Below are 25,827 nucleotides of genomic sequence, written 5' to 3'. Positions count from 1 at the left end.
GCCACACCCGTGGCTCAGATTTTGCCCTGAGAATATGCGCTCCTCCTAGGAGCATAATAAAAACACTCGGATAGTTAAGGGTTGTCTGTATGAAAATGCGCAAAAAGCTCATTATTAGCTTTGTTCTCACTGTGATCATTCCTATTTTAGCGATTTCTGTGGTCAGCATTTCTCAGACCAAAAGTGACTCTCTCGATAAATTTCTTGATGCTTCCGGCAATGAGATACGGCAAGCCGAACAGTCTTTTGTACTGTTTTTTGAGCAGATGAAGAAAAATGCACGCTTCCTCGCCGAGTCTAAGGCCGTGCAGCAAGTAAGCCAAGATACCACTACTTATTTTGGTGCAGAGAAGCCCATGACCCCGCTACAAAACGGTCAAACAGAAGCCAATATTTTTGAGCTTTACCGCGCATTTGGGCAAACCCATGAAGAATTACTGTTTGTGTATCTTGGCACTGGTTCCGGTGGTTTTATTCAGTATCCTGCAGAGCCCCTTGGCGATTACGATCCAAGAAAACGCCCTTGGTATCAAAATGCTTCAAAAGATCCAAGCAAAGTTATCCTTACCGAGCCTTATCAAGGGGTAACGGGGCAAGCCATGGTCTCGGTTGCCACAGGTATAAAGCATGATGGCAAAGTGATTGGCGTGCAATCATTAGATGTAACACTCGCTACACTGACCGATATTGTTAGCAATATTCGTCTTGGGGAGTCTGGGTATTTAATCCTCCTTGATGCCGACGGCACTGTACTTGCCGATCCTAAAAATAAAAATAACAACTTTAAACACATTAAAGATCTCACTAGCCCACTCTACGAGGCTATACGAAACGCCACAAACGAACCCTACCTTACCATTGAAACTGATAACAAAACCTATGACGCTAAGATTTATCGCTCCGACACTCTTGGCTGGCAATTTATCGCGGTGATTGATGAAGATGAAATCTTGGCTTCAGCTTACGATATGACGATTAGTATCACTATTATCGCGTTCATCATGGTAATTCTGTTTATTATCATTGCAATAACGCTTGCCAATAAGATAGTTGAACCTATTGAAATGGTGTCTGAAGGCTTAAAAGAGATAGCACAAGGTGAAGGCAATCTTTCTAAACGTTTAAAAGTCGTCACCCATGATGAAATTGGGGAGCTGGCCGCGTGGTTCAATAAATTTTTGGACTCAATTAACTCGCTCGTAAAAGATATTCAAAGCAATGCCTCGACATTGAATGATGCTGCGTTAGGATCACAAAAAAGTATCAACGACATCCGTAATCAATGCCATACGCAGGCCGAAGACTCCGCCAGCGCGACTACGACTACCGAAACCGTGGAGCAGCTTGCCACCGAAATTAGTGAAAGCTGCAGTCATACTTTAGAGGATGTCGTCACTGCGGACGATCACGCTCAGCGTGGTAACAGCACAATAGAAAGTACAGTATCGCAGGTTGCGAGGCTTAATCATTCGTTGGCTGAGTCCGCCAACGCCATGAACCAACTCGAAAGTGAAAGCCAAGATATCACTAATATTTTAGGGGTGATCCGTTCTATCGCAGAGCAAACTAATCTTTTGGCATTAAATGCAGCGATTGAGGCTGCCCGTGCAGGTGAACAAGGTCGGGGCTTTGCAGTGGTTGCTGATGAGGTAAGAACGCTTGCGCAGCGCTCACATGACGCCACACAGGAAATAGAGCAAGTGTTAACTAACCTCATCGCACAAACGAGGACGGTATCGGCCCAAATGACGTCGAGCGTAGGCGAGTCTGAGACAGCTATCAAACAATCACAAAGCGCTCAGCAAGCGTTTACTGATATCGCTCAGGCAGTGTCGAGAATTAAAACTTCGGTTTCAAATATAGCGTCACAAGCCTCATTACAAGGAGAAAATGCAGGCCACACTAGACGTTTGATTGACTCGGTGGATGTTTCCGTACGACAAGTCGGAGAAGAAACGGCAGCATTAAACGCAGGTGCTGACCAATTAGTTAGCTTAGCCAAAGACTTAGAGCGTTTGGTTGGCCGCTTTGATATTAATTAAGTCGCTTACGTTTCGAATGGCTAAACCCAGTCTCTACAATTGTTATAAAATATCGTCTCAATTAGTTGTCCTTATAATAAGAACTAGATAGACTCGATGGATGGATTGATTTATTACAGAAGAATAAAAATGAAGAAATTTAAATTTACATTAGTAGCAGCATCTTTGGTTGCTGTACTTGGTTGTCAAGAAGCGCCATCTCAAAACGCAACATCTGACGTTAAAGCAGAACAGTCCGCAGCCGTTGTGGCACCAGTTGCAGAAAAGATCCCACACAAGACGACCATTCACGGTCAAGAACTTGTCGATAATTATCACTGGCTACGTGACGATACTAGAAGCGATGAAAAGGTGCTGTCACACTTAACCAAAGAAAATGCCTATACCGACAGCAAGCTCGTAAACACAGAGCAACTACAACAAACCTTATTTGAAGAAATAAAGAACAAAGTGGTTAAAGATGACCGCAGCGTGCCGGTACTAAACGGCAGTTATTATTATTTTAGTGCCACTGAGGGTGACAAAGAATACTTCACTTATTACCGCAGTGAACACAAAGATGGTAAAAATGCGGAAGCTATCTTTGATGCGAATATCCGCGCTGAAGGTCAAAACTACTACGGTGTTGGTGGTATTTCCGTTTCAACCAACGAAAATCTATTAGCTTTTGCTGAAGATACAGTAAGTCGTCGAATTTATACTATCCGAATCAAAGGTTTAACAACAGGTAAGTTACTGGACGATACAATCGAAGGTGCGTCAGGCCCTATCGTTTGGGCGAACGATAACAAGACCATCTATTACATCAAAAAAGATCCGGTTACTTTGCTCGGTTATCAAGTATTCCGTCATACTCTAGGCACAGCGCAAAGCACAGATGAACTGATTTACGAAGAAAAAGATAACAGCTATTACACCTATATCTCAAAGAGTAAAGACAAGAGCAAAATATACATTCACCATTCCAGCACCGAGGCATCAGGTGTATCTTTACTAGACGCAGATAATGCAAAAGCAACTCCTGAGCGCTTTATTCCAAGAGAAAGTGGTCATGAATATAGCATTGCTAAACTTGGCGACTGGTATTACATCCACACCAATAAAGATGCCGTAAACTTTAAGCTGATGCGCGTTAAAGCCAGTGATGCAAGTGATATTTCAAAATGGCAAACCGTTGTACCGCACAATGCCGATGCAAAACTAGATAGCTTTGAGCTATTTAATCAGCACCTTGTTTACGAAACGCGTGAAAATGGCCTTAGCCAAATCACCGTATTAGATTTAGATAATAACGAAAGCAAGCGTTTAACCTTTAACGACCCGGCTTACGCAGTGTATTTAACTGGTAATGCAAATTTAGACGCAGGCGCAGTAAGAATTGGTTATCAGAGTATGACGACCCCGGCTTCTGTGTATGATGTCGACCTTGCTAGTTTAGACAAAACACTATTAAAGCAAGACAAAGTATTGGGTGACTTTGCACCTGAAAACTACCAATCTGAACGTATTTTTGTCACCGCACGTGACGGCATAAAAGTACCAGTTTCAATTGTTTATCGTAAAGATAAGTTTAAGCAAGATGGTTCTAACCCGCTACTACAATACGGTTATGGTTCATACGGTTCTAATGTTGAGCCAACTTTCTCTATAAGTCGTTTAAGCCTTTTAGATCGTGGTTTTGTCTATGCTATTGCGCATATTCGTGGTTCAGAAACGCTTGGCCGTCCTTGGTACGATAACGGCAAAAAATTAAATAAAAAGAACACCTTTAACGACTTTGTTGATGTCACAAAAGCACTCGTTGAGCAAAAATATGGTGATGCTTCACGTATTTATGCCAGAGGTGGCAGCGCAGGTGGCCTATTAATGGGTGCAGTCATTAACCAAGCGCCGGAACTATATGATGGTGTACACGCAGCTGTACCATTTGTTGACGTGATCAATACCATGCTGGACGAAACGCTACCGCTGACCACAAATGAGTACGACGAATGGGGCAACCCAAATGAGAAGACGTATTTTGATTACATGCTGTCTTACTCACCTTACGATCAAGTTAAAGCCCAAGCATATCCAAACCTGCTTGTAACCACGGGTTTGCATGATTCTCAGGTGCAGTACTTCGAGCCTGCGAAATGGGTCGCTAAGCTACGCGAATACAAAACAGATGATAATCTACTGCTGCTAAAAACTGATATGGAAGCCGGCCACGGTGGTGCGTCTGGTCGCTTTAAGCGTATCCACGATGTCGCATTAAGTTATAGTTTCTTTATCGCACTCGCTGAAAATAAACTGTAGTCATCGGTCACATTAAACAAAGGAGGCTTTAGCCTCCTTTGACTACCTCTTGCTAAACTATTCAACTAACTTTCTTTAGTACACATCTGCCCTAAAAAGATCTAAATAACCTGAGGTTTGGATAAGGAATGTTCCAACTCATTGTTGCTAAAGCACAACTTAGTTTTTTCCTTGTCTAGCCAGAGAGTTTTAGGGAAAACACCGCTTCCGCGTCCTGCTCTCGCTAAGGTACCTACATCCTGTAGGCAAGGCGAATTTACGCACCAATAGCTGGCTATTGGAAGTGAATTCAACGCAGTTAGCGCTAAAACTGGCTGCTAGAAAGGCATTAATTATCCGCAGCTCAGGTTAAATATACTTTAGCAGTATCAATACCTAAGTGCTTCAATCAAGCAACAATGAAGCATATTAAATAAGTAAATATTAGGCATTTATAGCCTAAGCTCTCCATAACACAAGTTTAGTACCTTCACCTAACAAACTCGCTATTTGTTGGCTATATTTAAAAAATGACTACTACGTACATAAGTGAAAAATGAATTTATTTCGCTTGGTTTTTATTTGCTGCTGTATTTTTCTGCCGCTCTTATCTAACGCCGTTCCCCATAAACCTGAATACTCAGCACCTATCAAGGTAACCATTTTGGTCGACGATGCTTATCCGCCATATAGTTATCAAATTAACGGCGAGCTTTATGGCATCTATGTCGATATTGTAAAGCAAGCAGCGCGTTTGCTGAGTCATGAATATCAAGTTAACTTGCAAGCGGTACCATGGAAGCGAGGCGTTTCCTCGATGGCATCCGGCGAAGCAATGGCATTAATGCCACCTTATATTCATATCAAAAAACGCCCCTATATCTGGCCGTATTCCATTCCCCTTCAAGAAGAGGTAGTGGTTGCCTTTTGCAATCAAGGGATCACCTTAAAGCACTTGCCTCATGTAAAACCAGAAAGAGTACTTAATATTGGCATTAATGCCGGTTATATCATCTTAGATGAAAGCCTAATGGAAGCGCAAAAACAAGGACTTATTCAACTTTGGGAAAACAAAAGCACACGTTCAAATATCGAAAAGCTCGCACGTGGGCGCGTTGATTGTTACGTCAATGATCGGCTTTCCACTTTACTTGGTGTTAATAAAATGTCGCAGATAACACCAAGTTTAAACACCAGTAATATTGTTGAAGATAAAATAGTAATGCGTCGCACTGCCCACATTGGGTACTTAAAAGGGTTTGAAGAAAAATATCCATTTAAACAAGATTTTATCCTAAAGATGGATGCTGCATTGAGGCAGGTAATAGACAACGCAGCAGCGGCAGACGAATGAATCTGCACGCATGATAAAACACCTTAAGCCACTGCTTTATAGAAATAAACAAAAAATAGAACAAAAAGGATGGATCATGATTAAATTAGTAAGAAATTCATTCACTGCGATCGCGCTTGGATTGATAAACATTTCAAACGCACAAGCTGATGACGTTGAGTTTAAGTTGCAAGAGGTTGCAAGGGGCCTTCATGTGCTATTTGGGCAAGGCGGTAATATTGCCATAAGTTCGGGCTCAGATGGCGTTTATATCGTCGATGATCAGTTCGCTAAACTCAGTGAACAAATTAAAGCAAAAATCAAAACAATCCAACCCAATGCACCTGAGTTTGTTATTAATACCCATCATCATGGCGACCATACAGGAGGCAACGAAAATTTCGCACAAGCGGGCAGCCATGTTATCGCGCATCACAATGTATACAAGCGGTTAGAACAAAAACATGGTGACGGTTCTGACTACTTGCCAACCTTGACATTTGGCAGTGATATGAAGCTCCACTTTAACCAAGAGCATGCTCACTTGTGGCATTATCATCACGCCCATACCGATGGCGATGCAGTGATCTTTTTTGACCGAGCAAATGCCGTACATATGGGCGATATCTATTTTAATTTAGGCAGCTTACCTTTTGTCGATGTCGACAGCGGCGGCTCCTTAGACGGAGTCATTGCAGCAGTACAAGATGTGATAGAGAAAATAGGCGACAAGACCACCATCATACCAGGCCATGGCCCTGTAACAGATAAACAAAATTTACAAGATTATCTGGCACTATTACAAAAAGCGAAAACGATTATGCTAGATGCAATGAAAAATAATACAAGCTTGGAAGAAGTTGTAGCCGCGCGTCCGCTACAAGTACTTAATCTTAACTATGCTAATTGGCTACCAGAAGAGCGCGTTACCACTTTATTTTATCGCAGTTTGAAATCCCCCCAGTAAAATAAACTGCTAACCTATTTTAAAAAAGGGGATGCCAGTAATGCACATCCCCTCCACCGAAAATCCTTAGCTTAAAAACACTACTCCATCGTTGGTGCACTGGCATAAACAAGGTCGACTAAATTACTCATTGTTTTAGACTTTTGCATATATGCTTTCTCCATATAGGCAAGCTCTTGTAGCTCAAATAGTGTGGTCTCCACTAACGCTAACCATTTAGCCGTGGACTCTGGCACATCTGAGCCTTGCTTACTTGCTTTTTTTAACGCCTCATAATAAATATTAAGATCGTTATACTGACGTAAGTAATCCATATAATAATCCTTTGTCACCAACCGATATTCTATAAAGCTGAGCTTATCAAAAACTTCGCCTGAAAATTCTGTCGAACAAAAAAATTCACAACAAAAATTTAAATAAACACCATCATTCAATAACTTACATTTTAATAAAATCATTTTAGCAACATAAAAACAAAACAAGCTTGCAAATTTGGTACATGCGGTTACAATCCAAATTTTACAAAATAGAAACAGTAACGGCGTTAAAATTTAACTTTCGCATATCCGCGAGCCCGAGTGAAAAAGGATTAAGTGAGTGGGCAGAACCCGATTTAAGTGTACAGGTGATGATCTTCGAAGACTGCGCATGTCGGCTGATAAAACCACCCAGCAGATGGCTGACTTAGTAGGGATCCGGCGACAAACCTATGAAGAGTATGAAAAAGGTATTCGGAAATTTTCATTCGAGTACTTTTTAGAATGGAGTACATACTGTGGTATGGATGTTAATCCAATTACAGACTACTTTATGGACCTACGCACAAAGATGCAAGACGTAAAGCTCTGGCGAGAAAGCCCTTCTCCTGCAAAAAAGCGCAAAAACCAAAAAGGTCAGGAAGATTAGTGTGTTAACATCCACCTTTTAATACAACATTTTTAGTTTCACTTGTTTACAAAATAAGCAACAAGTTATTCTCATTTTTGACGTTTCGCGATAGAGTAGTGCTAACCAAAACACCGAAAATAATCCTGAAGGGAAATCAACATGCAGCTATTCAAAAATGTGACAGCAGGCACACTAACCTTTTGCTTTATCACGATAAAACAATTTGTGAGTAAAATTAAACAAAGCATTCGCGTGCGCTTACTTAATCACGCTAGTCGTAACAAACATCGCGCTGTAGCAACTCAGTGCTATCGCAACGGTAATACTATGGCGGAGTCACAACTGTACCGAATAGTGGGTGGTTCAGGTTTAGAACATTATAAAAACTTGCAGAGTGAATATGTTTACAATCAGTGCAGTTCTGTGCTGAATTGTCAGGACCTGCAGCAGAACAATCGGGGCTATCGAGGACACCAACATGAAGATACAGGTGCTGCGAGTATGCACGGTGAAACAAGATTACTAATAAACGATAGAGATTTGAAGCGTGTCAATGGGGGTTCTGGTGGACACCAATTTGAAGATCCAAGAGGGTAAAGCACGATACCTTGTGACTTCACAATGTTATCTGTTTAAGCTAACTCTCTTCATGCTAAGACGAAAGTTTGAAATAATACTAAACGAGTAAAGGACAGCAAGGAATAAATAATGAAAACGTCTTGGCTCTTCTATATTGCAGCATTGCTGTTTACTGGGTTATTGTCATATATACATCTCAATACAGAGTTGTTTTATGGTATAGCTACTCTTGTCGTGATGACGACTCTTGCTACCTGTTATAGAAATCAAGTAAATATCGTGCATATCATCACGGTGATATTTCTCTTTACCATAATCGAGTTTGCCTTATTTGAGTTGATTGACATCTATATGCGAGAGGAACCGCCGTATAAAAAGAATTTTATGATTTATTTAATGCACTTCTGTGTTGATGTACCGGTTCTTTTAATACTAAGAAAACGAGTGATGTACTCTTTATTGTTTATGCGCCGCTTCTACCCAAATGACTGGCGTGCCGTCTACATTACCCATGCCGACATTTTATTGTACGGTATCTACATGTTATTTATCATTGTAGACTCAGCCGCGTTTGTAGAAAACTTGTTCCGAAATATGGATTATATCTTTGGCGTCTCAGAAGCAACGGCTAAGCCCTTCTGGAGCTGGAATTGGGTTTACAAAAGTTACCCCTACGCAAAAAGTATTCTGCTTTCTTGTGTTGTAACTATCTTACTCGCCACCATTTTTGTAGAAAATCAACGGCCCGAACAGGAAGATGATGATGAAGATGACAGCGATGAAGTAATACATAAAACAGATCAACAACAAAAGCCGTAATGGCTTTTGTTGTTAGGTATCTAGTTGTCATCTGTTGCCAGCGTTAAGCCCAAACTCCTCGTTCAGCATTAGTTCACCTCTTATCTGTTTTCTCTAAGAATGTATATGGTTCACAAAGGAGATGACCAATGAACGAAGAAAAATCAGTCAAGGATGCCATTAACGCCTTTGATAAAAGTGCAGGCGTTAACTTAAAATTTTCAGGTGAAGTAAACCCTAAAGTCGCTGAAATATTTGGTAAAATGATTGAAGAAACGCGACGGTACAGAACCGCTTTAAAATCGGCGTCTAAACCAACAGGTGCTAAAGCAACAATAGGTTGGATCGCTAAAAACTTTACACAAAGTATTATTAGTCAATTAAGTGAAGAACAATCGCTTTCGTGTGCGAAAAAGGTGATATTAAATTATACATCTCCAATGAAGCTAGCTTCTCTTGGAGTGTAACAATGAAGTTATTATTATCAATTGTACTTTTTGCGCTATTACCCACCTCTAGCTATGCAGAAAGCTGGCCTAAACCACAATGCCAAGACGAACCATACTGGCTTGAATTTAGTACTGTGAAGCTCTGTATCCCCAAGCAAAACGTTACTCATCTCAATATTCTTCATTCAGAGTTACCCTCGTTCACCGTTACAACGGAGCATGGCGAACTCATTTTTCAGTTACAAACGGCTGAGAATATTACCGGTGGTCTACATAGCAAGTATGAACTTGATCTTGCGTCTTATTTTATCGCATTGAAAAACAAAGATAAGCCAGCCATTGATTACAATATTGCCTATCAAGTCCATGAGCTTCTATCACCTAACGACATTGCCATATTTAACACTGGAGACTGGCTGGCCGTATCGCTGACCAACAACACTCGTAGTTTTGATGAGCTTTTTATCTTTAACAAATCTAGCCAACACATACTGCATATTGGTGGGCAATTTGATAGTTTAGAAGCTAAAACACTATTAGCTCAGTTCCGTTTACCATGACTGAATGATATAAAAAACTATTAAAAATATAATAATTAAAAAATAAACAAGGATTTACTATGCGATACCTTACAGCAATAGGGACTATTTTATTAGCTGCTTACTCTATCTATCTGAATACGGTAATCTCAGACTTAGAGCTTGAGCGAGATAATTTGGAGGAGCGTATCGCAGCTCTCTCCAGCAACATTAAGGCTTCCGACAATGTAAAGCCACACCTCGAAGAAGTAGCTATCAGCAAGCCAAAGCCTAATGGTAAGTTTGCAGATGAGAATAGCACTAACCAATATACTGAAATTAAAACACCTAAAGAAAGTGACGAAAGAACAATCACGCCTTCAAAAGATAAAGGGTTTAACGAGCAATCTGTAGACGAAACCTGGGCATTCGAATTTTCCGATCAAATTCATTATTTTTTCATGGAAAACGAAATCCTAAACAAGCTGCGCGTAACTAATATTGATTGCCGTGAAACGGCCTGTAGAGTGGATATATATATCAATAAAGACGAACCAATCGAAACCGCAGCGGCTGTTGGTGAAATATTTGGGAGTGATGAACGCTGGCAAGATCACCCCTTCTATTTTAATTCAACGCCCGAAGATGGGGTGATCCGGGTCGAGATCAACAGGTACAAGTAGTTAAAGGCTCGATAAAAGCATCAGAAGTTAAAAGCTATCCACAACACCTATTCCGGATAGCAAAATACTAGCTGTAACATTATCATGGTGAACATACCTCTTGGCTTGGGTGGCCGTTTGGGATCAGGGGTCCATACTTCCCAAGGCTTTGTAATTTCTGGTTGAACTTTGCCCTCAGACCAGTCAAATTTTAAAGCCTCTTGAAATATTTGCTCTTCAATTTCTCTTTGCTGTTCAAGACTAAATTGTGTCCAAAAGCCTTTTGGTCGACCATTACTTTCATCAAACGATTTCGTGATCGGATCCAACTCTCGATACAGCTCGTATTCCGGTGTATCTGGTAAAGGTTTATCTTGCTCCATGTGCCTAACAATCGACTCCCACTCCAAAAAACACCGTACAGGCTTCGACGTATCACCAGAGGCATTTATTGTTAGTTTCGCATTCGGGTAACGCTCTAAGTCTTTATGTCTGATTTCAATAAACCCTTTCATAATACCTAAAGTTGCAAATTCATTTTTAGTGTGACATTCAATGTCTTTCCAATCGAATGTTGGATTACCAAATCGATCAAATTCACTAGCGTTTTCTATCTTCCACGTAAAGCTGACTTTTTGATCTTTGCGGTCAAAATAAGCTCCTTTAAACTTGACACGATCATATGTTAAGCCTAAAAAATTAACCGCTATAAAGGAGTATATTGGAATTATCAATAGAATCGGCCAGTAGAAACTTCCGTCAGTAAAAATAACAACAAGAAAGTTCAAAAGTAGCAAGACCCAAATAGCAAAGGAAATACCGCATGGTAAATAAAATAGAAAAAAGGTTGTGCTACTAGGCTTTTCTTCATAAAAGTAGCGTTCATTAGTATTTAAATACACATCCAATTTTGGAGTGTAAAACTTTCTATAAACTGCCAAACCATGCCTATTTTTACTTAGCCCACCTTTAAAGCTATTTTCACAAAAAAACCGATTAAAGAAACTATTTTTCTGAAGTGTGTTCACTATTTTCCTCCCTGAAAAAGCTGTAGCAACCGTTATGGTAACCCTGTTAGAACCTGTATTAACGCGACTTTTATAAAGCTTTGCTTTTTATTGACCTGCTCTTGAGTCAGATCTGGTTTCCATTTTAACCAAGGCTTTACAATTTCCTCACGTTCAGGGCCGTAAGTGAAGTTAAAATCTGCTGCGTCTTCTTCATAAAGTCGTTTTAATCGACTCTGCTCTCCCAAACTAAACCCAGCCCAAAAAAGCTTTGGTCGATTGTTTTGCTTATCAAACTCCCTCGTCAAATCATCTTTGCTTCTATCAAGCTCATAAATAGGAATATCTGGTAATGGTTTAGTATTATCCATATGTCGGATAATCAACTCCCACCGTAAATGACAGTACATAGCTGAGTTTTGTATTCCCACAACATCCATACAAAGGTTTACCTTTGGGTATTTATCACGATCTTTGTGCACTAAACGGACAAAAAAACGTGGGACTCCCATATCGCCAATTTGCTCAAAAATTTCCGCTTCTATATCCAGCCATGGAAAACACTGATTGCCAAACTCATCCAGCTCGTCTGAGCCAACATCAAAACTAAAACTAACGGTTTGTTTAACTCTATCGAAGTAGGCGTATCTACGTTCAATTTTATTTAAAAATAGTGGGTAAACATTTAAGAAAAAGAGAGAAAAAAATAAATTAGTGAAGAAAAGTTGAAGGAAGCTTTCAAAGTACTCTTTTCTAGAAACCTCAAAAGAAAAGATGTTAAATATCAAGGTGAATGCGAGATATCCCCAAAGAGTGAGACACAACGCAAGAGGAAGAAAATCAAAAAACTTCCTCCCATCATTTTCTTTTAAAACAATATGATACCGCCACTTTTCAGATTCTACTTTTGAATATACCTTATCATGCTCAGGGTTACTAAAAAAAGCCAAGCCATTGTTTTCATTGTGAGAAGAGAACCTAAAGTCGAAAGTCCTAAAAAAACCATTATATCGTGTAGTTCTCATACTAATATCATCACCAGCTTTTACATTGGTTTTGCTGTAAATAATTGCATGGCGATTAGTAGGATCTCATGCTTAAACCCTTCACCCTCTCCTTTTTTACCATCTGGTTTCCAGTGCTTCCACGGCTCTTTCATCTCTGGCAGTGGCTTTTTAGGAAACTCCTCATTAAGCTCGTAGATTGGTTCATATATTTTATTCGCTATCTCTAACTGCTGTTCGAGTGACATCTCGCTCCAATAGCTCGCAGGTCTTCCTATCGCTTTATCATGCTCCGCTGTAACTGGGTCTAGATGCCTAAACCCTTCATATTCAGGCGACTCTGGGAGTGGTTTGCTTTTATCCATAAAGCGGCGGATATCTTCAAATAACATAAGGCACTCTATCGGCACTCTTCCATTTTCATTTACGATGGCGGTAATTTTCGCTTTAGGGAACTTCTGTCCATCTTTATGGCTGATTATTGGTGCGTATGTCATTGCACCATATTCATTGGTATAAACACGTTGATAGCGTAAGTTTATCTCTGAGTAATCAAAGCAACAATTCCCGAACTCATCTCGCTCAGTACAATGAGGTATCTCAAAAGTAAACGATACTTTTTGTTTTTCCCTGTCAAAATAAACACATTTTTCTTTTACAAAAGTTGACAGGTAGGGGGTAAGATTTACTAGCGCAAAATTAATAGGTATTAGCCAACCTATTGCTTCGAGCATGTGAAACCATTCCTGTTCGGTGAACACACCAACTATAATCGCTGTTAAAAATATCAACAATGCAGTTGTTGATAAAAGAAAAGGGCTTAATAATACCACTCTAACAATCGAATTACCGCTAGTGCAGCTTTTAAAACGATGCGGCTTATTAAATCTTTTACCACAGACACCAGTTATCATATCTGCTGTAAAGCAAACACCAGCTCTTTTTCTATAAAACTCAAAGGTGTTTATAGTCAAATAATAATTGTAATGAAAAGAGTCAAGCATAACTTTCCTTGTATTTTTTGTTCCTTAATGGCCTTAACTTTTCTTTTAGTCGACTAACGAACTACAACACTTATTATGATTAATTCCTACCATACATCCATACGATTAATTTGGCAGTCATTGGCATCAAGTCTGAAGCCAGTTATAACTATAAACCCTATTCCGGATAGCAAAGTACTAGCTGTAACATTATCATAGTAAACATACCTCTTGGCTTAGGTGGCCGTTTGGGGTCAGGGGTCCATACTTCCCAAGGTTTTGTAATTTCTGGTTGAACTTTGCCCTCAGACCAGTCAAATTTTAAAGCCTCTCGAAATATTTGCTCTTCAATTTCTCTTTGCTGTTCAAGGCTAAATTGTGTCCAAAAGCCTTTTGGTCGACCATTGCTTTCATCAAAAGACTTAGTTAGTGGATCCAACTCTCGATACAACTCGTACTCCGGTGTATCAGGTAAAGGTTTATCTTGCTCCATGTGCCTAACAATCGACTCCCATTCCAAAAAGCATCGTACTGGGTTTGATGTATCTCCATTAACTGATAATGTCAATTTCGCATTTGGGTAACGTTCTACATCTTTATGCCTGATTTCAATAAACGCTTTCATCAAACCTAAGGCACCTAGCTCATTTTTAATTATGCACTCTATATCATCCCAATCAAATGTTGGATTGCCAAATTCATCAAGCTCTTCAGCATTTCCTATTTTCCATGTAAAACTTACTTTTTGCTCTATGCGGTCAAAATAAGTGCCCCTAATAGGCATTCGGTCATAGAACAGCCCCAACAAGTTAACCACGAAGAAAGAATATATGGGAATTAGATAGACAATATACCACGTAAAATCCTCCTCCGAAAATAGTGCAACAAGTGAATTAAGAACAAGGATAAACCAAAAATAAAAAGATACGCCTCCTGGTATACAAAGTAAAAAGAAAAGAATATCACCATCCTTTGCTTTATATAAATATCTAGACTTTAATTTGAAGAAAACTTCACTCTTAGGATCGTAAAACTTTTTATAAAACGCTAGCCCACACCGCTCTCTATTCACTCCACCTTTAAAGCTATGCTCGCTAAAAAATCGATTAAAGAAACTATTTTTCTGAAGTGTGTTCACTATTTTCCTCCCTGAAAAAGCTGTAGCAACCGTTATGGTAACCCTGTTAGAATCTGTATTAACGCGACTTTTATAAAGCTTTGCTTTTTATTGACCTGCTCTTGAGTCAGATCTGGTTTCCACTTTAGCCAAGGCTTTACAATTTCCTCACGTTCAGGGCCGTAAGTGAAGTTAAAATCTGCAGCGTCTTCTTCATAAAGTCGTTTTAATCGACTCTGCTCTCCCAAACTAAACCCAGCCCAAAATAGCTCTGGTCGATTGTTTTGCTTATCAAACTCCCTCGTCAAATCATCTTTACTTCTATCAAGCTCATAGATAGGAATATCTGGTAGTGGTTTGGTATTATCCATATGTCGAATTATCAACTCCCACCTTAAATGACAGTACATAGCTGAGTTTTGTATTCCCACAACATCCATACAAAGGTTTACCTTTGGGTATTTATCACGATCTTTGTGCACTAAACGGACAAAAAAACGTGGAACTCCCATATCGCCAATTTGCTCAAAAATTTCTGCTTCTATATCCAGCCATGGAAAACACTGATTGCCAAACTCATCCAGCTCGTCTGTGCCAACATCAAAACTAAAACTAACGGTTTGTTTAACTCTATCGAAGTAGGCATATTTATGCCCCAATATTCTCAAAAAGTATGGATAAATATTTAGAAAAAAAAGTGAAACAGCTACGTTGAAAACAAAGTGACCAGCAGAGAGCTCAATTATCTCTTCAAATGTAAAATCATCATAAAGAAAATAACCTAAAGAATCCAAAAGCAAAAAAAACCATAATGTACAGCATAAACCAAGAGGTAAAAACATCAAAAAACGTTTAAACCCTCCTTCATCTAACACCAAATGATATCGCCACCCATCCTTTTTTATATTTTGAAAAATCTTTCCGTCCGTTTCATCGTTAAGTAAGGCTACTCCTTTTTCTTTCGGCCCCATAAGATACAATATATTACACTCTTTAAAAAACCCATTATATCGTGTAGTTCTCATACTAATATCATCACCAGCTTTTGACCAATAAAAATGAGCAGGAAGCCCCCCAACTCATTGGTTGGAGACATACTTACCTACACTTTAAAAACACTAAAAAATCTTTGAATATTTATCGTAGGCGAATACAACATACTATAAAAATCGATTGATGCATTTTTCATTTTATATTTCCATGTTGATGACCGGAGCGCAGACTAAATCAATCTGGGTTTGTATGAGGCTATATACGCTAGCGTTGCAAACGTCCCATAAAAGCATCAAAAGTTAAAAGCTATCCACAACACCTATTCCGGATAGCAAAATACTAGCTGTAACATTATCATGGTGAACATACCTCTTGGCTTGGGTGGCCGTTTGGGATCAGGGGTCCATACTTCCCACGGTTTTGTAATTTCTGGTTGAACTTTGCCCTCAGACCAGTCAAACTTTAAAGCCTCCTGAAATATTTGCTCTTCAATTTCTCTTTGCTGTTCAAGGCTGAATTGTGTCCAAAATCTATTCGGGCGTTTATTTTTTTCATCTAATTTGGCAGTCAAAGGGTCAAGTTCTCGAAATAGCTCAAACTCAGGTGAGTCAGGTAGTGGTTTACTTATATCCATGTACCTCACGATATATTCCCACATTAGATAATTATTAATGGGCATTGATGTATTATCCAAACCTAAAGGCAACGTCATCTTTGCATTTGGGAACGATTCTAAGTTATGATGACTTAACTCTAAAACACTTACCATAGAGCCTGCGGATCCAACATTTTGCTTTTGTTTGCAAACAATATCCTCCCAATTAAAGCTTAAATTAGCACCTGAAGGAATATCTTTTTCACCATCAATTTTCCACGCAAAGCTTACCGTTTGTTCTACACGATTTAAATACACACCTTTTTTGGGTTTAAAAGACTTTAAATACCCTAACAAGTTAACAAAAAATATTGAATAAATTGGAAGAATTATTAACACTGGCCAATAGAAATCATCTCCCATAAATAAATAAGAAATAAGTTTCCCAAAAAGTGCAAACCACATCAACGCAGATACAAAGCAAGGGAGTGCAAAAATATAAAATGACCAATCTTGAGGAGCATGAATGAAAATAAAACGATTTTTACTATCTTCTTCTTTCCTTTTCATGAACATTATATAAAAGGCCAAACCAAATCGCTCTCTAGATAGACCTCCATAAAAGTTTTCAGCGTTAAAACATCGATTAAAATAGCATACCCTAGTTAGTACTTTCAATTTCGCCCCTAGCTTTCATATTCTTTATAATTAACAGGAATTTTAAATCCATCTCTTCTTATAAATGGCGTTAATTCAACATCCAAAATATCACCATCGAGGGTAAAGCTAAGAATGTCCTTGGAGTTTTACTCCGGATAGCAAAATACTAGCTGTAACATTATCATGGTGAACATACCTCTTGGCTTGGGTGGCCGTTTGGGATCAGGGGTCCATACTTCCCAAGGCCTTGTAATTTCTGGTTGAACTTTGCCCTCAGACCAGTCAAACTTTAAAGCCTCCTGAAATATTTGCTCTTCAATTTCTCTTTGCTGTTCAAGACTAAATTGTGTCCAAAAGCCTTTTGGTCGACCATTACTTTCATCAAAAGACTTAGTGATTGGATCCAACTCTCGATACAGCTCGTATTCCGGTGTATCAGGTAAAGGTTTATCTTGCTCCATGTGCCTAACAATCGACTCCCATTCCAAAAAACATTGCACAGGCTTCGATGTATCACCTGAGGCATTTATTGTTAGTTTCGCATTCGGGTAACGCTCTAAGTCTTTATGTCTAATTTCAATAAACGCTTTCATCAAACCTAAGGCACCTAGCTCATTTTTAATTATGCACTCTATGTCATCCCAATCAAATATTGGATTGCCAAACTCATCAAGCTCTTCAAGCTCTTCAAGCTCTTCAAGCTCTTCAAGCTCTTCAAGCTCTTCAGCATTTCCTATTTTCCATGTAAAACTTACTTTTTGCTCTATACGGTCAAAATAAGCGCCTCTAATAGGCATTCGGTCATAGAACAGCCCCAATAAGTTAACCACGAAGAAAGAATATATAGGAATTAGATAGACAATATACCACGTAAAATCCTCTTCAGAAAATAATGCAACAAGTGAGTTAAGAACAAGGATAAACCAAAAATAAAAAGACCCCCCTCCTGGTATACAAAGTAAAAAGAAAAGAATATCACCATCCTTTGCTTTATATAAATATCTAGACTTTAATTTGAAGAAAACTTCACTCTTAGGATCGTAAAACTTTTTATAAAACGCTAGCCCACACCGCTCTCTATTCACTCCACCTTTAAAGCTATGCTCGCTAAAAAATCGATTAAAGAAACTATTTTTCTGAAGTGTGTTCACTATTTTCCTCCCTGAAAAAGCTGTAGCAACCGTTATGGTAACCCTGTTAGAATCTGTATTAACGCGACTTTTATAAAGCTTTGCTTTTTATTGACCTGCTCTTGAGTCAGATCTGGTTTCCACTTTAGCCAAGGCTTTACAATTTCCTCACGTTCAGGGCCGTAAGTGAAGTTAAAATCTGCAGCGTCTTCTTCATAAAGTCGTTTTAATCGACTCTGCTCTCCCAAACTAAACCCAGCCCAAAATAGCTCTGGTCGATTGTTTTGCTTATCAAACTCCCTCGTCAAATCATCTTTACTTCTATCAAGCTCATAGATAGGAATATCTGGTAGTGGTTTGGTATTATCCATATGTCGAATTATCAACTCCCACCTTAAATGACAGTACATAGCTGAGTTTTGTATTCCCACAACATCCATACAAAGGTTTACCTTTGGGTATTTATCACGATCTTTGTGCACTAAACGGACAAAAAAACGTGGGACTCCCATATCGCCAATTTGCTCAAAAATTTCCGCTTCTATATCCAGCCATGGAAAACACTGATTGCCAAACTCATCCAGCTCGTCTGAGCCAACATCAAAACTAAAACTAACGGTTTGTTTAACTCTATCGAAGTAGGCATATTTATGCCCCAACATTCTCAAAAAGTATGGATAAATATTCAGTAAAAAAAGCGAAATAACTAAGTTAAATAAAAATCGCCCAGAAAAAAGCTCAATTAACCCTTCATTAGTGATATCTTCCGAAAAAAAATACAACACAATATTAAATAACAAGAGAAACCATAGTCCACCGCATAAACCTAGAGGTAAAAACATCAAAAACCGTTTAAACCCCCCTTCATCTAACACTAAGTGAAATCGCCACATTTCCCGCTGGATCGTTTGAAAATCCTCTCCATCCGTTTCACTGTCAAATAAAGCCAACCCTTTTTTTCTCTCCCCCATAAAGTGCAATATATTGTACTCTTCGAAAAAACCATTATAACGTGTAGTTCTCATACTAATACCTAGCCACTTTTACATCGGCTTTGCTGTAAATAGCTGCATGGCGATTAGTAGGATCTCGTGCTTCAACCCTTCACCCTCTCCTTTTTTACCATCTGATTTCCAGTGCTTCCACGGCTCTTTCATTTCTGGCAGTGGCTTTTTAGGAAATTCCTCATTAAGCTCGTAGATTGGTTCATATATCTTATTCGCTATCTCTAACTGCTGTTCGAGTGACATCTCGCTCCAATAGCTCGCAGGTCTTCCTATCGCTTTATCATGCTCCGCTGTAACTGGATCTAGATGCCTAAACCCCTCATATTCTGGCGATTCAGGAAGTGGTTTACTTTTATCCATAAAGCGGCGGATATCTTCAAATAACATAAGGCATTCTATCGGCGTCCTTCCATTTTCATTTACGATGGCGGTAATTTTGGCTTTAGGGAACTTCTGTCCATCTTTATGGCTAATTATTGGTGCATAAGTCGTTGCACCATACTGATCTGTAGTTACACGTTGATAGCGTAAGTTTATCTCTGAGTAATCAAAGCAACAATTCCCGAACTCATCTCGCTCAGTACAATGAGGTATATCCAAAGTAAATGATACTTTTTGATTTACTCTGTCGAAGTAGACGCATTTTTCTCCAACGAAAGTAGACAAATATGGAGTAAGATTAACCAATACTAAATTTATCACCATTAGTAGCGCTATTAGCTGCAAATGGTAAGCTTGAAGCTCTCCCGAAAAGAGAGCGACGAGCATTGTACCTACAAATATAATCATACATGTTAATGAGATAAGAAAAGGGCTTAATAGTACCACTCTAACAAGCGAGTTACCGCTAGTGCAGGTTTTAAAACGATGCGGCTTATTAAATCGCTTACCACTGATACCCGTTATCATATCTGCTGTAAAGCACACTCCAGCTCTTTTTTTATAAAACCCAAAAGTATTAATAGTCAAATAATAATTGTAATGAAAAGAGTCAAGCATAATTCTCCTTGTCTTTTTTGTTCCTTGAAGTTCTTAACTTCTACACTTTTTTGACTACCATCAGCTTAACTGATTTCAAGTCTGTTTTTACATCGGCTTTGCTGTAAATAATTGCATGGCGATTAGTAGGATCTCATGCTTCAGCCCTTCACCCTCTCCTTTTTTACCATCTGGTTTCCAGTGCTTCCACGGCTCTTTCATCTCCGGCAGTGGCTTTTTAGGAAACTCCTCATTAAGCTCGTAGATTGGTTCATATATTTTATTCGCTATCTCTAACTGCTGTTCGAGTGACATCTCGCTCCAATAGCTCGCAGGTCTTCCTATCACTTTATCATGCTCCGCTGTAACTGGATCTAGATGCCTAAACCCCTCATATTCTGGCGATTCAGGAAGTGGTTTACTTTTATCCATAAAGCGGCGGATATCTTCAAATAACATAAGGCATTCTATCGGCGTCCTTCCATTTTCATTTACGATGGCGGTAATTTTGGCTTTTGGGAACTTCTGTCCATCTTTATGGCTGATTATTGGTGCGTATGTCATTGCACCATATTCATTGGTATAAACACGTTGATAGCGTAAGTTTATCTCTGAGTAATCAAAGCAACAATTCCCGAACTCATCTCGCTCTGTGCAATGGGGTATATCCAAAGTAAACGATACTTTTTGTTTTTCTCTGTCAAAATAAACACATTTTTCTTTTACAAAAGTTGACAGGTAGGGGGTAAGATTTACTAGCGCAAAATTAATAGGTATTAGCCAACCTATTGCTTCGAGCATGTGAAACCATTCCTGTTCGGTGAACACACCAACTATAATCGCTGTTAAAAATATCAACAATGCAGTTGTTGATAAAAGAAAAGGGCTTAATAATACCACTCTAACAATCGAATTACCGCTAGTGCAGCTTTTAAAACGATGCGGCTTATTAAATCTTTTACCACAGACACCAGTTATCATATCTGCTGTAAAGCAAACACCAGCTCTTTTTCTATAAAACCCAAAGGAGTTTATAGTCAAATAATAGTTGTAATGAAAAGAGTCAAGCATCATACTCCCCTTTAGTAGTTATTTCATTGTTAAACCTAAAGCTCAAAGCAAACCTCACCTTGTTGATATAACTTTCATCAACCGAGATAAAGTAGCTTGCCTTAGTCATTTTGTTATTTTTATCATAGGTTGATTTGTAATTATCTAGACCTGTGACTTTTTTTAAGTCTCCTTGTCTTAGTCGGTTATATGGATCACCTCCTAAGCCTGACAAAAAGCTCATTGATAATTCCAGCTCTGAAGTACCGCTAATAAAATCAGATGGGTAGACCTCAACAATATACTTTCCCACGCCTACCTTATTAATTTCCACCACAGGCTTTAAGATTATTTTCATAATATGCAAAAGGTATTTTTGGGGGTTGCTAAAGGCTTTTTCTTCTTTATCTTTGCTTTTTTGTAGTTCCTCAAGTTTAACATTAGCACTACTAAAAATACCGCGTTTACACCATCTTTCTATTTCTGAGTCAGTCCACATTGCGGATAAGATCGCAAATACTATCGAACCAATAAAAAGCATCCAACCAATAGGCCCCATTGCCACAAAATAAGCGCCCCAAAGAGCACTAGCGAGCCCCAAACCGGCTGACATTACCCCAGCTACAGCTGCATCTATATCACGCTTCTCATAAAGCTTTATTGAATCGCAAAATTGCACGTAAGCGGCGGCAACTCCTGCTGCTGCTCCTACAATTCTTAACGCAGTAATTTTAACATTTATATCCGATGTATTTGCGTAATTCTTTGTAATTGCTTGAGTGAATTTTGATTTATCGTAGTTTTCCAACACCGTTCCTACAGCGACTAACCCTCCTACGACTAGAGAAAAATGCTTAGCGCCTTGATAGTCAATTCCACCCTTTTCCTCCGCAAACTCTTTCTCATAGTCCATATAGGTTTTAATGACTGTGATCCCCGTGAGCAAAGCAAGTGGAATAGAGGCAAAGCGTTTTCCCTCAAATTCGGTTACTTGACGTGGTGTATAGTTAATTGTTTTGAGACCTCGTTCCGCTCTTATAATGTTCTCTTCATAAATCTCTTCCCTAGAAAAGTTGGATGCGAGTCTGGTGAGTACTTTACCTCCTACACTCGTGTGATCTTTAAAGGTTCCTTCAATATCAATTACTTCATCTAGCATATTTTCAATTTCAGCTCTCACCACACTTGCAGGCAAGGTTTTAAACGTCTTGTAGCCTTCAAGTTCATTGCGAAGTCGCGTAGCTATCGTTGCAATATGGTTACCATGAATAGGCTTTCCCGCCTTTCTTGCTGCCAAAGCCTTTGTTAAAGCGTGCTCAGATTTAGCATGTTGTTCACCGGCCTCTGGTATCACTGTTCGTTCTTGTTTTTTCGCTTTATCTATATCTCTTTGTTGTATTTTAAAGGCTTCAAACAAGGGGTGCTTGGTCAATGGTGCTGTGATGACTACGCGATTGGCTGGTACATTATTAAAATCGTGCAATTCAATATCACTAAAAGTACTTAAGCTAGCACTTTTTGCGATGGCTCCTACCTTATGATAGAAACCTATATACTGATTGGCATCTGCAAGCGTCCTATTTGCGAAGCTTTGTTGCCAGTATATGAGGTTTTCACTTAGCCCTTTCTCAACTACTTGGAGAAATCTAAGCTCAAGAAATAAAAAGGGATACTCGTTTTTATCTATGTCTTTTTCAAACGCTGCTTGCGTAAGTTTCTCAGGGTTATAAGCACCAAACTCGCTTCGAATATTATCAACGATGTAATTTTCTGATTTTAAATCCTCGCCATACAAATCTTCTTGTGGCGTAAATTGAATGCATAACCATGAGTTATCGTCCGCGTGAAGCTCCGAAGTGAAATCTTTATAACCTTCGTGAATTTTTTTAAGCTTTTCAGCAATAAACTTGCGGACTTGATGGTCAACCAATGCGGGAAAGTAAATAGGGAATGTTTTTTCAGAAATATTTAAGCTATTTAAGTGCCCGTATGCGCATTCAAATGCATTTCGATAAGCAAGCGGAGACAAAAGGCTCAAGTCCCAGTAGGCGGCGGTGAAGCTGGTGGGTGGCGCTATCTGATTATTTCGACAGGTATCCGCCAGATTAATCTCTTTTTGTTCACCGTATTTACCCTCAAAAAAATGAAGAAGCTCCTCTCTAAAGCGTAAAAATTGCTTAATTTTAGTGATGAGGTTCGGTAGTTCTTTCGGCGTGTGGACTAAATGCTTTTGCAGCTTTTCAAGACTTAGGCTCTCGCCTATCTTTCGTGTTGCTTCTGATTGTTTATCATTCTTCGTATATACTAAGTTATGTCTAGTTTCTGGTCCATCGAACCCCCGCACTTGATAAGTTTCCATCTTAGATTCAAAAAGCTCAGGGTTTGCAAACATGGTTGAGGCAAGGAGTGCGGAATCGTAGAAGTCTTGGGAAGCTAGGTGGTTTTGATGCTGCACAAACGCCAGATATAAGACATCACCCTCGAGTTTTAAATTTTGTACAATCCCCAAAACGTCATGCAAATAGATACAGGGTTCGCCGTCTTCATTGGCTTTTAGGTTTTCAATACTGTCCCAATTGGGGGCTGATGAAAAATCGATGGTTTGCATGCGCTCACTACGATAGGTCGAGGCTTTACCTTCGTCTGGGCATTTTGACGTCATCGGCTTTTTATCAAAGCGGCTGTCATCAGGTTTCATATCTCCAAGCGCGCTGATGTAATCCCACGACCATTGCACGCGCGAAAAGGCAACTTGATAAGTCATGGTTTCGACAGAAGTTGCGTCTGAGAAGAGGCCTTTTGCGCGAATTGGTAGTGTGAGTCTTGGCATGTGCGTGCCGTTGTTGGGCCTGAAGCTTTGACCGTGATATTCGCGAAGGTCAACTTCACTGAGCATGCCACCTGAAATGGCAGCTATTTCTCGCCACAAATAACCATTAACAAAAAAGTAGTAGTAACCAACCGGCTCATCTTCTTGAAATTCTTTTTGATCTTTAAACATGGGCACGTATTCTGGTGCCTTTGCTTTATTAATATCAAGCGACACTTCTGAGAATACACGTAACTCTACCGTCTCTACAAAAGGAATTTGGTCATCCGGTTTTGGTGATGACGCTCGTTGAACTTCAGCAAAACCAAGTGGCACTGTACAATCTTTGCCATTTAATCCTTGAAGTTGCAATTCCAGCGTACAAGGTGCTTGCTCGTCGTTGAGTTCCGTATTAAAAATATGTGCGCCCATGCTTTATTGCCCTCCCTGTTCTAGTTTTTTTTGTTGTTTGTTTGCGCCTTGCTTTGTCACGAAATTTCCCTGTGAGATAAGACTACGGCTACTTTGATTATTTAAACCAAATGCACTTTGGATTGGATCTTGTTCAGTACCCGCTGCATCTCTTTTCGCCACTGACAGTGAGCTAGGGGTCGCACCACCAGGTTGATTCAAGGGAGAAGGTGGCGTATTTTTGCTGTTAGAGATCATAAGATCTCCTTGGCGCACGGCGGGTTTTCCTTCGATATACACATCAAAAGAGCTGGTGATAAACTCTGCTTTGCCTTTGATTGTACCGCTGGCAATGCCTTTCTTTTTACCGGGTTGGTCACCTGTGCTTTTTGAAAAGTTACTTTTTATATTGGCTGCAGGGTTACCATTAATTTTTACTGAGCTTGCGGTGCTCGCTGCATCACCCGACTTAGCGAGATTGCTATAAGGAATTGGCACGACAACTTTACCAATTTTAGTCCAGCACACATCTATGGTATTTAGCATGCCACCACTGTCTTTATGGACTGCAGTGCGACCATTAATTAATACGTTTTGGCCGCTTACGATACCGACTTGTTGTGCTTCGCTATCTACATCTTTTTCAATTTGTTCCTCAGTGCCAGCTTGCCATCCTATTTTGCGCTCAACCAAATCTAAAAATGCCCGAGGGTTGTCAATGGGCATGTGCATATCCATGCCAGTTTCTGGCTCTTGATGAGGTAAAATTGGCTCGTTTTTTTCGTCGTTCCACTTGGGCGGTGGGACAATATAGTCACTGACAAACTCGGTTATCATTTCACCCAGCATCATATCGCCATATTTAGCGCGCGCAATCTCGTCTATAAATGCGTTTTCACCGCTGGCTTTGTCAGGAAATACGGCTATCCCATTTACACAGCCAATGGCACCATTATTTTTCGCTGCGATAGTAAGCTTTAACAATGCAGGATTATTATGTCGCCACGACACACTCCCACCTACTCTCAGCGTTGCAGACATGGCATCTTGATCGTACTGAATCGAATCTGGTTCTTTACCTTTTACTGCCGCGATAAAGCTCATAACACACTCCTTGTTAGTCTCTATTTGTTTCCTGATGTAGCACACAAAATCGTTGCCTTAATCAAGAATGAATCAAAAGCCTAAACGTACAAAAATTAACGTAAGATTAAAGTTGGTAATGTTTTAAAAGATGATGTAGTAAGTCCTTCTATTCGATTAGGCAGGCAAACACATACTTAACTTAAATTCGTCCATTCCAATCAAAGTTACACTAATAAATCCGCTCAAAATTCATTTCCGCTCACTTTTTAAACAAAAAAGTTGCAAACTTCATTGGACAGCGCCGTCAGAACGCTATACTATATGCAGGCTTTAGATACTTAGAGCACTTACTACTGCTGCACTGTTTTTTCTTGATACTCTTTTTTTTAAAAAGTCGTTTATAGATATACCAATGCGTTACTAGCTAAGTTTTATCTATCGCTTTATCGGTGATTTTCACCACATATTTAATTTTTTGAAAAAG

At 39.4% G+C, this 25,827-nt stretch carries 23 protein-coding genes; 10 read left to right on the top strand and 13 right to left on the bottom strand.

The genetic code is table 11. The features are described from left to right. Positions 1-89: 89 nt before the first annotated feature. From QSH61_RS23715 to QSH61_RS23700, 4 genes are all read left to right on the top strand, one after another. Positions 90-2,042 (top strand): methyl-accepting chemotaxis protein, encoded by a 1,953-nt coding sequence (locus QSH61_RS23715; RefSeq protein WP_010604278.1) that lies wholly within the window; start codon positions 90-92, stop codon positions 2,040-2,042. 129 nt (positions 2,043-2,171) lie between these two features. Further along, on the top strand, positions 2,172-4,340 hold the full coding sequence (locus tag QSH61_RS23710; protein ID WP_206472426.1) for a S9 family peptidase: 2,169 nt from the start codon (positions 2,172-2,174) through the stop codon (positions 4,338-4,340). 535 nt (positions 4,341-4,875) lie between these two features. Further along, positions 4,876-5,673 carry a substrate-binding periplasmic protein gene (locus QSH61_RS23705; RefSeq protein ID WP_206472427.1) on the top strand — a complete coding sequence of 266 codons (798 nt, stop codon included), beginning with the start codon at positions 4,876-4,878 and terminating at the stop codon, positions 5,671-5,673. A 76-nt stretch (positions 5,674-5,749) separates the two neighbouring features. Then, entirely contained in the window at positions 5,750-6,619 is an 870-nt protein-coding gene (locus QSH61_RS23700; RefSeq protein WP_206472428.1) for an MBL fold metallo-hydrolase, read from the top strand. A gap of 80 nt (positions 6,620-6,699) precedes the next feature. On the opposite strand, the gene QSH61_RS23695 is transcribed toward QSH61_RS23700, so the two are convergent. Then, complete coding sequence (locus QSH61_RS23695; protein ID WP_010604282.1) at positions 6,700-6,933, bottom strand: hypothetical protein; 234 nt, start codon at positions 6,931-6,933, stop codon at positions 6,700-6,702. Between the two features lie 334 nt (positions 6,934-7,267). Here QSH61_RS23695 and QSH61_RS23690 point away from each other — a divergent pair, with 334 nt between their 5' ends. The 6 genes from QSH61_RS23690 to QSH61_RS23665 all read left to right on the top strand — a co-directional run bounded on the left by QSH61_RS23690 (position 7,268) and on the right by QSH61_RS23665 (position 10,534). After that, positions 7,268-7,525: a helix-turn-helix domain-containing protein gene (locus QSH61_RS23690; RefSeq protein ID WP_119232699.1), complete on the top strand. Its 258-nt coding sequence runs from the start codon at positions 7,268-7,270 to the stop codon at positions 7,523-7,525. 141 nt (positions 7,526-7,666) lie between these two features. Beyond that, on the top strand, positions 7,667-8,104 hold the full coding sequence (locus QSH61_RS23685; RefSeq protein ID WP_206472429.1) for a hypothetical protein: 438 nt from the start codon (positions 7,667-7,669) through the stop codon (positions 8,102-8,104). 111 nt (positions 8,105-8,215) lie between these two features. Then, a complete protein-coding gene (locus QSH61_RS23680; RefSeq protein ID WP_206472431.1) occupies positions 8,216-8,905 on the top strand; it encodes a hypothetical protein in 690 nt (229 codons plus the stop codon). Positions 8,906-9,033: 128 nt separating this feature from the next. Beyond that, a complete protein-coding gene (locus tag QSH61_RS23675) occupies positions 9,034-9,351 on the top strand; it encodes a hypothetical protein (RefSeq protein WP_206472432.1) in 318 nt (105 codons plus the stop codon). A 2-nt stretch (positions 9,352-9,353) separates the two neighbouring features. Then, on the top strand, positions 9,354-9,893 hold the full coding sequence (locus QSH61_RS23670) for a hypothetical protein (RefSeq protein WP_248298709.1): 540 nt from the start codon (positions 9,354-9,356) through the stop codon (positions 9,891-9,893). 59 nt (positions 9,894-9,952) lie between these two features. Beyond that, entirely contained in the window at positions 9,953-10,534 is a 582-nt protein-coding gene (locus QSH61_RS23665) for a hypothetical protein (protein ID WP_206472433.1), read from the top strand. 47 nt (positions 10,535-10,581) lie between these two features. Here the strand turns inward: QSH61_RS23665 and QSH61_RS23660 are convergent, their stop codons facing one another. The 12 genes from QSH61_RS23660 to QSH61_RS23605 all read right to left on the bottom strand — a co-directional run bounded on the left by QSH61_RS23660 (position 10,582) and on the right by QSH61_RS23605 (position 25,361). Further along, a complete protein-coding gene (locus QSH61_RS23660; protein ID WP_206472434.1) occupies positions 10,582-11,541 on the bottom strand; it encodes a hypothetical protein in 960 nt (319 codons plus the stop codon). A 32-nt stretch (positions 11,542-11,573) separates the two neighbouring features. Then, a complete protein-coding gene (locus QSH61_RS23655) occupies positions 11,574-12,545 on the bottom strand; it encodes a hypothetical protein (RefSeq protein WP_206472435.1) in 972 nt (323 codons plus the stop codon). 20 nt (positions 12,546-12,565) lie between these two features. Next, positions 12,566-13,258, bottom strand: coding sequence for a hypothetical protein (locus tag QSH61_RS23650; RefSeq protein ID WP_206472436.1), 693 nt, complete (start codon positions 13,256-13,258; stop codon positions 12,566-12,568). Positions 13,259-13,685: 427 nt separating this feature from the next. Next, a complete protein-coding gene (locus QSH61_RS23645; RefSeq protein WP_286124082.1) occupies positions 13,686-14,645 on the bottom strand; it encodes a hypothetical protein in 960 nt (319 codons plus the stop codon). Between the two features lie 32 nt (positions 14,646-14,677). Then, positions 14,678-15,649 (bottom strand): hypothetical protein, encoded by a 972-nt coding sequence (locus QSH61_RS23640; protein ID WP_206473074.1) that lies wholly within the window; start codon positions 15,647-15,649, stop codon positions 14,678-14,680. A gap of 287 nt (positions 15,650-15,936) precedes the next feature. Beyond that, positions 15,937-16,890, bottom strand: a complete 954-nt coding sequence (locus QSH61_RS23635) for a hypothetical protein (RefSeq protein WP_206473073.1) — start codon at positions 16,888-16,890, stop codon at positions 15,937-15,939. 128 nt (positions 16,891-17,018) lie between these two features. Continuing rightward, positions 17,019-18,023: a hypothetical protein gene (locus QSH61_RS23630; protein ID WP_286124079.1), complete on the bottom strand. Its 1,005-nt coding sequence runs from the start codon at positions 18,021-18,023 to the stop codon at positions 17,019-17,021. A gap of 32 nt (positions 18,024-18,055) precedes the next feature. Next, complete coding sequence (locus tag QSH61_RS23625) at positions 18,056-19,027, bottom strand: hypothetical protein (RefSeq protein ID WP_286124077.1); 972 nt, start codon at positions 19,025-19,027, stop codon at positions 18,056-18,058. A gap of 18 nt (positions 19,028-19,045) precedes the next feature. Continuing rightward, complete coding sequence (locus tag QSH61_RS23620; protein WP_206473076.1) at positions 19,046-19,714, bottom strand: hypothetical protein; 669 nt, start codon at positions 19,712-19,714, stop codon at positions 19,046-19,048. Between the two features lie 381 nt (positions 19,715-20,095). Continuing rightward, entirely contained in the window at positions 20,096-21,061 is a 966-nt protein-coding gene (locus QSH61_RS23615) for a hypothetical protein (protein ID WP_206473078.1), read from the bottom strand. Continuing rightward, on the bottom strand, positions 21,051-24,278 hold the full coding sequence (locus QSH61_RS23610) for a hypothetical protein (RefSeq protein WP_206473079.1): 3,228 nt from the start codon (positions 24,276-24,278) through the stop codon (positions 21,051-21,053). The genes QSH61_RS23615 and QSH61_RS23610 overlap by 11 nt, the downstream gene beginning before the upstream one ends. A 3-nt stretch (positions 24,279-24,281) precedes the next feature. Then, the gene (locus QSH61_RS23605; protein WP_206473081.1) at positions 24,282-25,361 is read right to left on the bottom strand and encodes a DUF4150 domain-containing protein; all 1,080 of its coding nucleotides are present in this window, start codon (positions 25,359-25,361) and stop codon (positions 24,282-24,284) included. Positions 25,362-25,827: the final 466 nt, after the last annotated feature.

It is taken from the genome of Pseudoalteromonas sp. JC3 (assembly GCF_030291895.1).
Taxonomy (GTDB): Bacteria; Pseudomonadota; Gammaproteobacteria; order Enterobacterales; family Alteromonadaceae; genus Pseudoalteromonas.
Note: the sequence above shows the minus strand (reverse complement) of the source record. Positions and strands in the feature narration are given on the sequence as shown.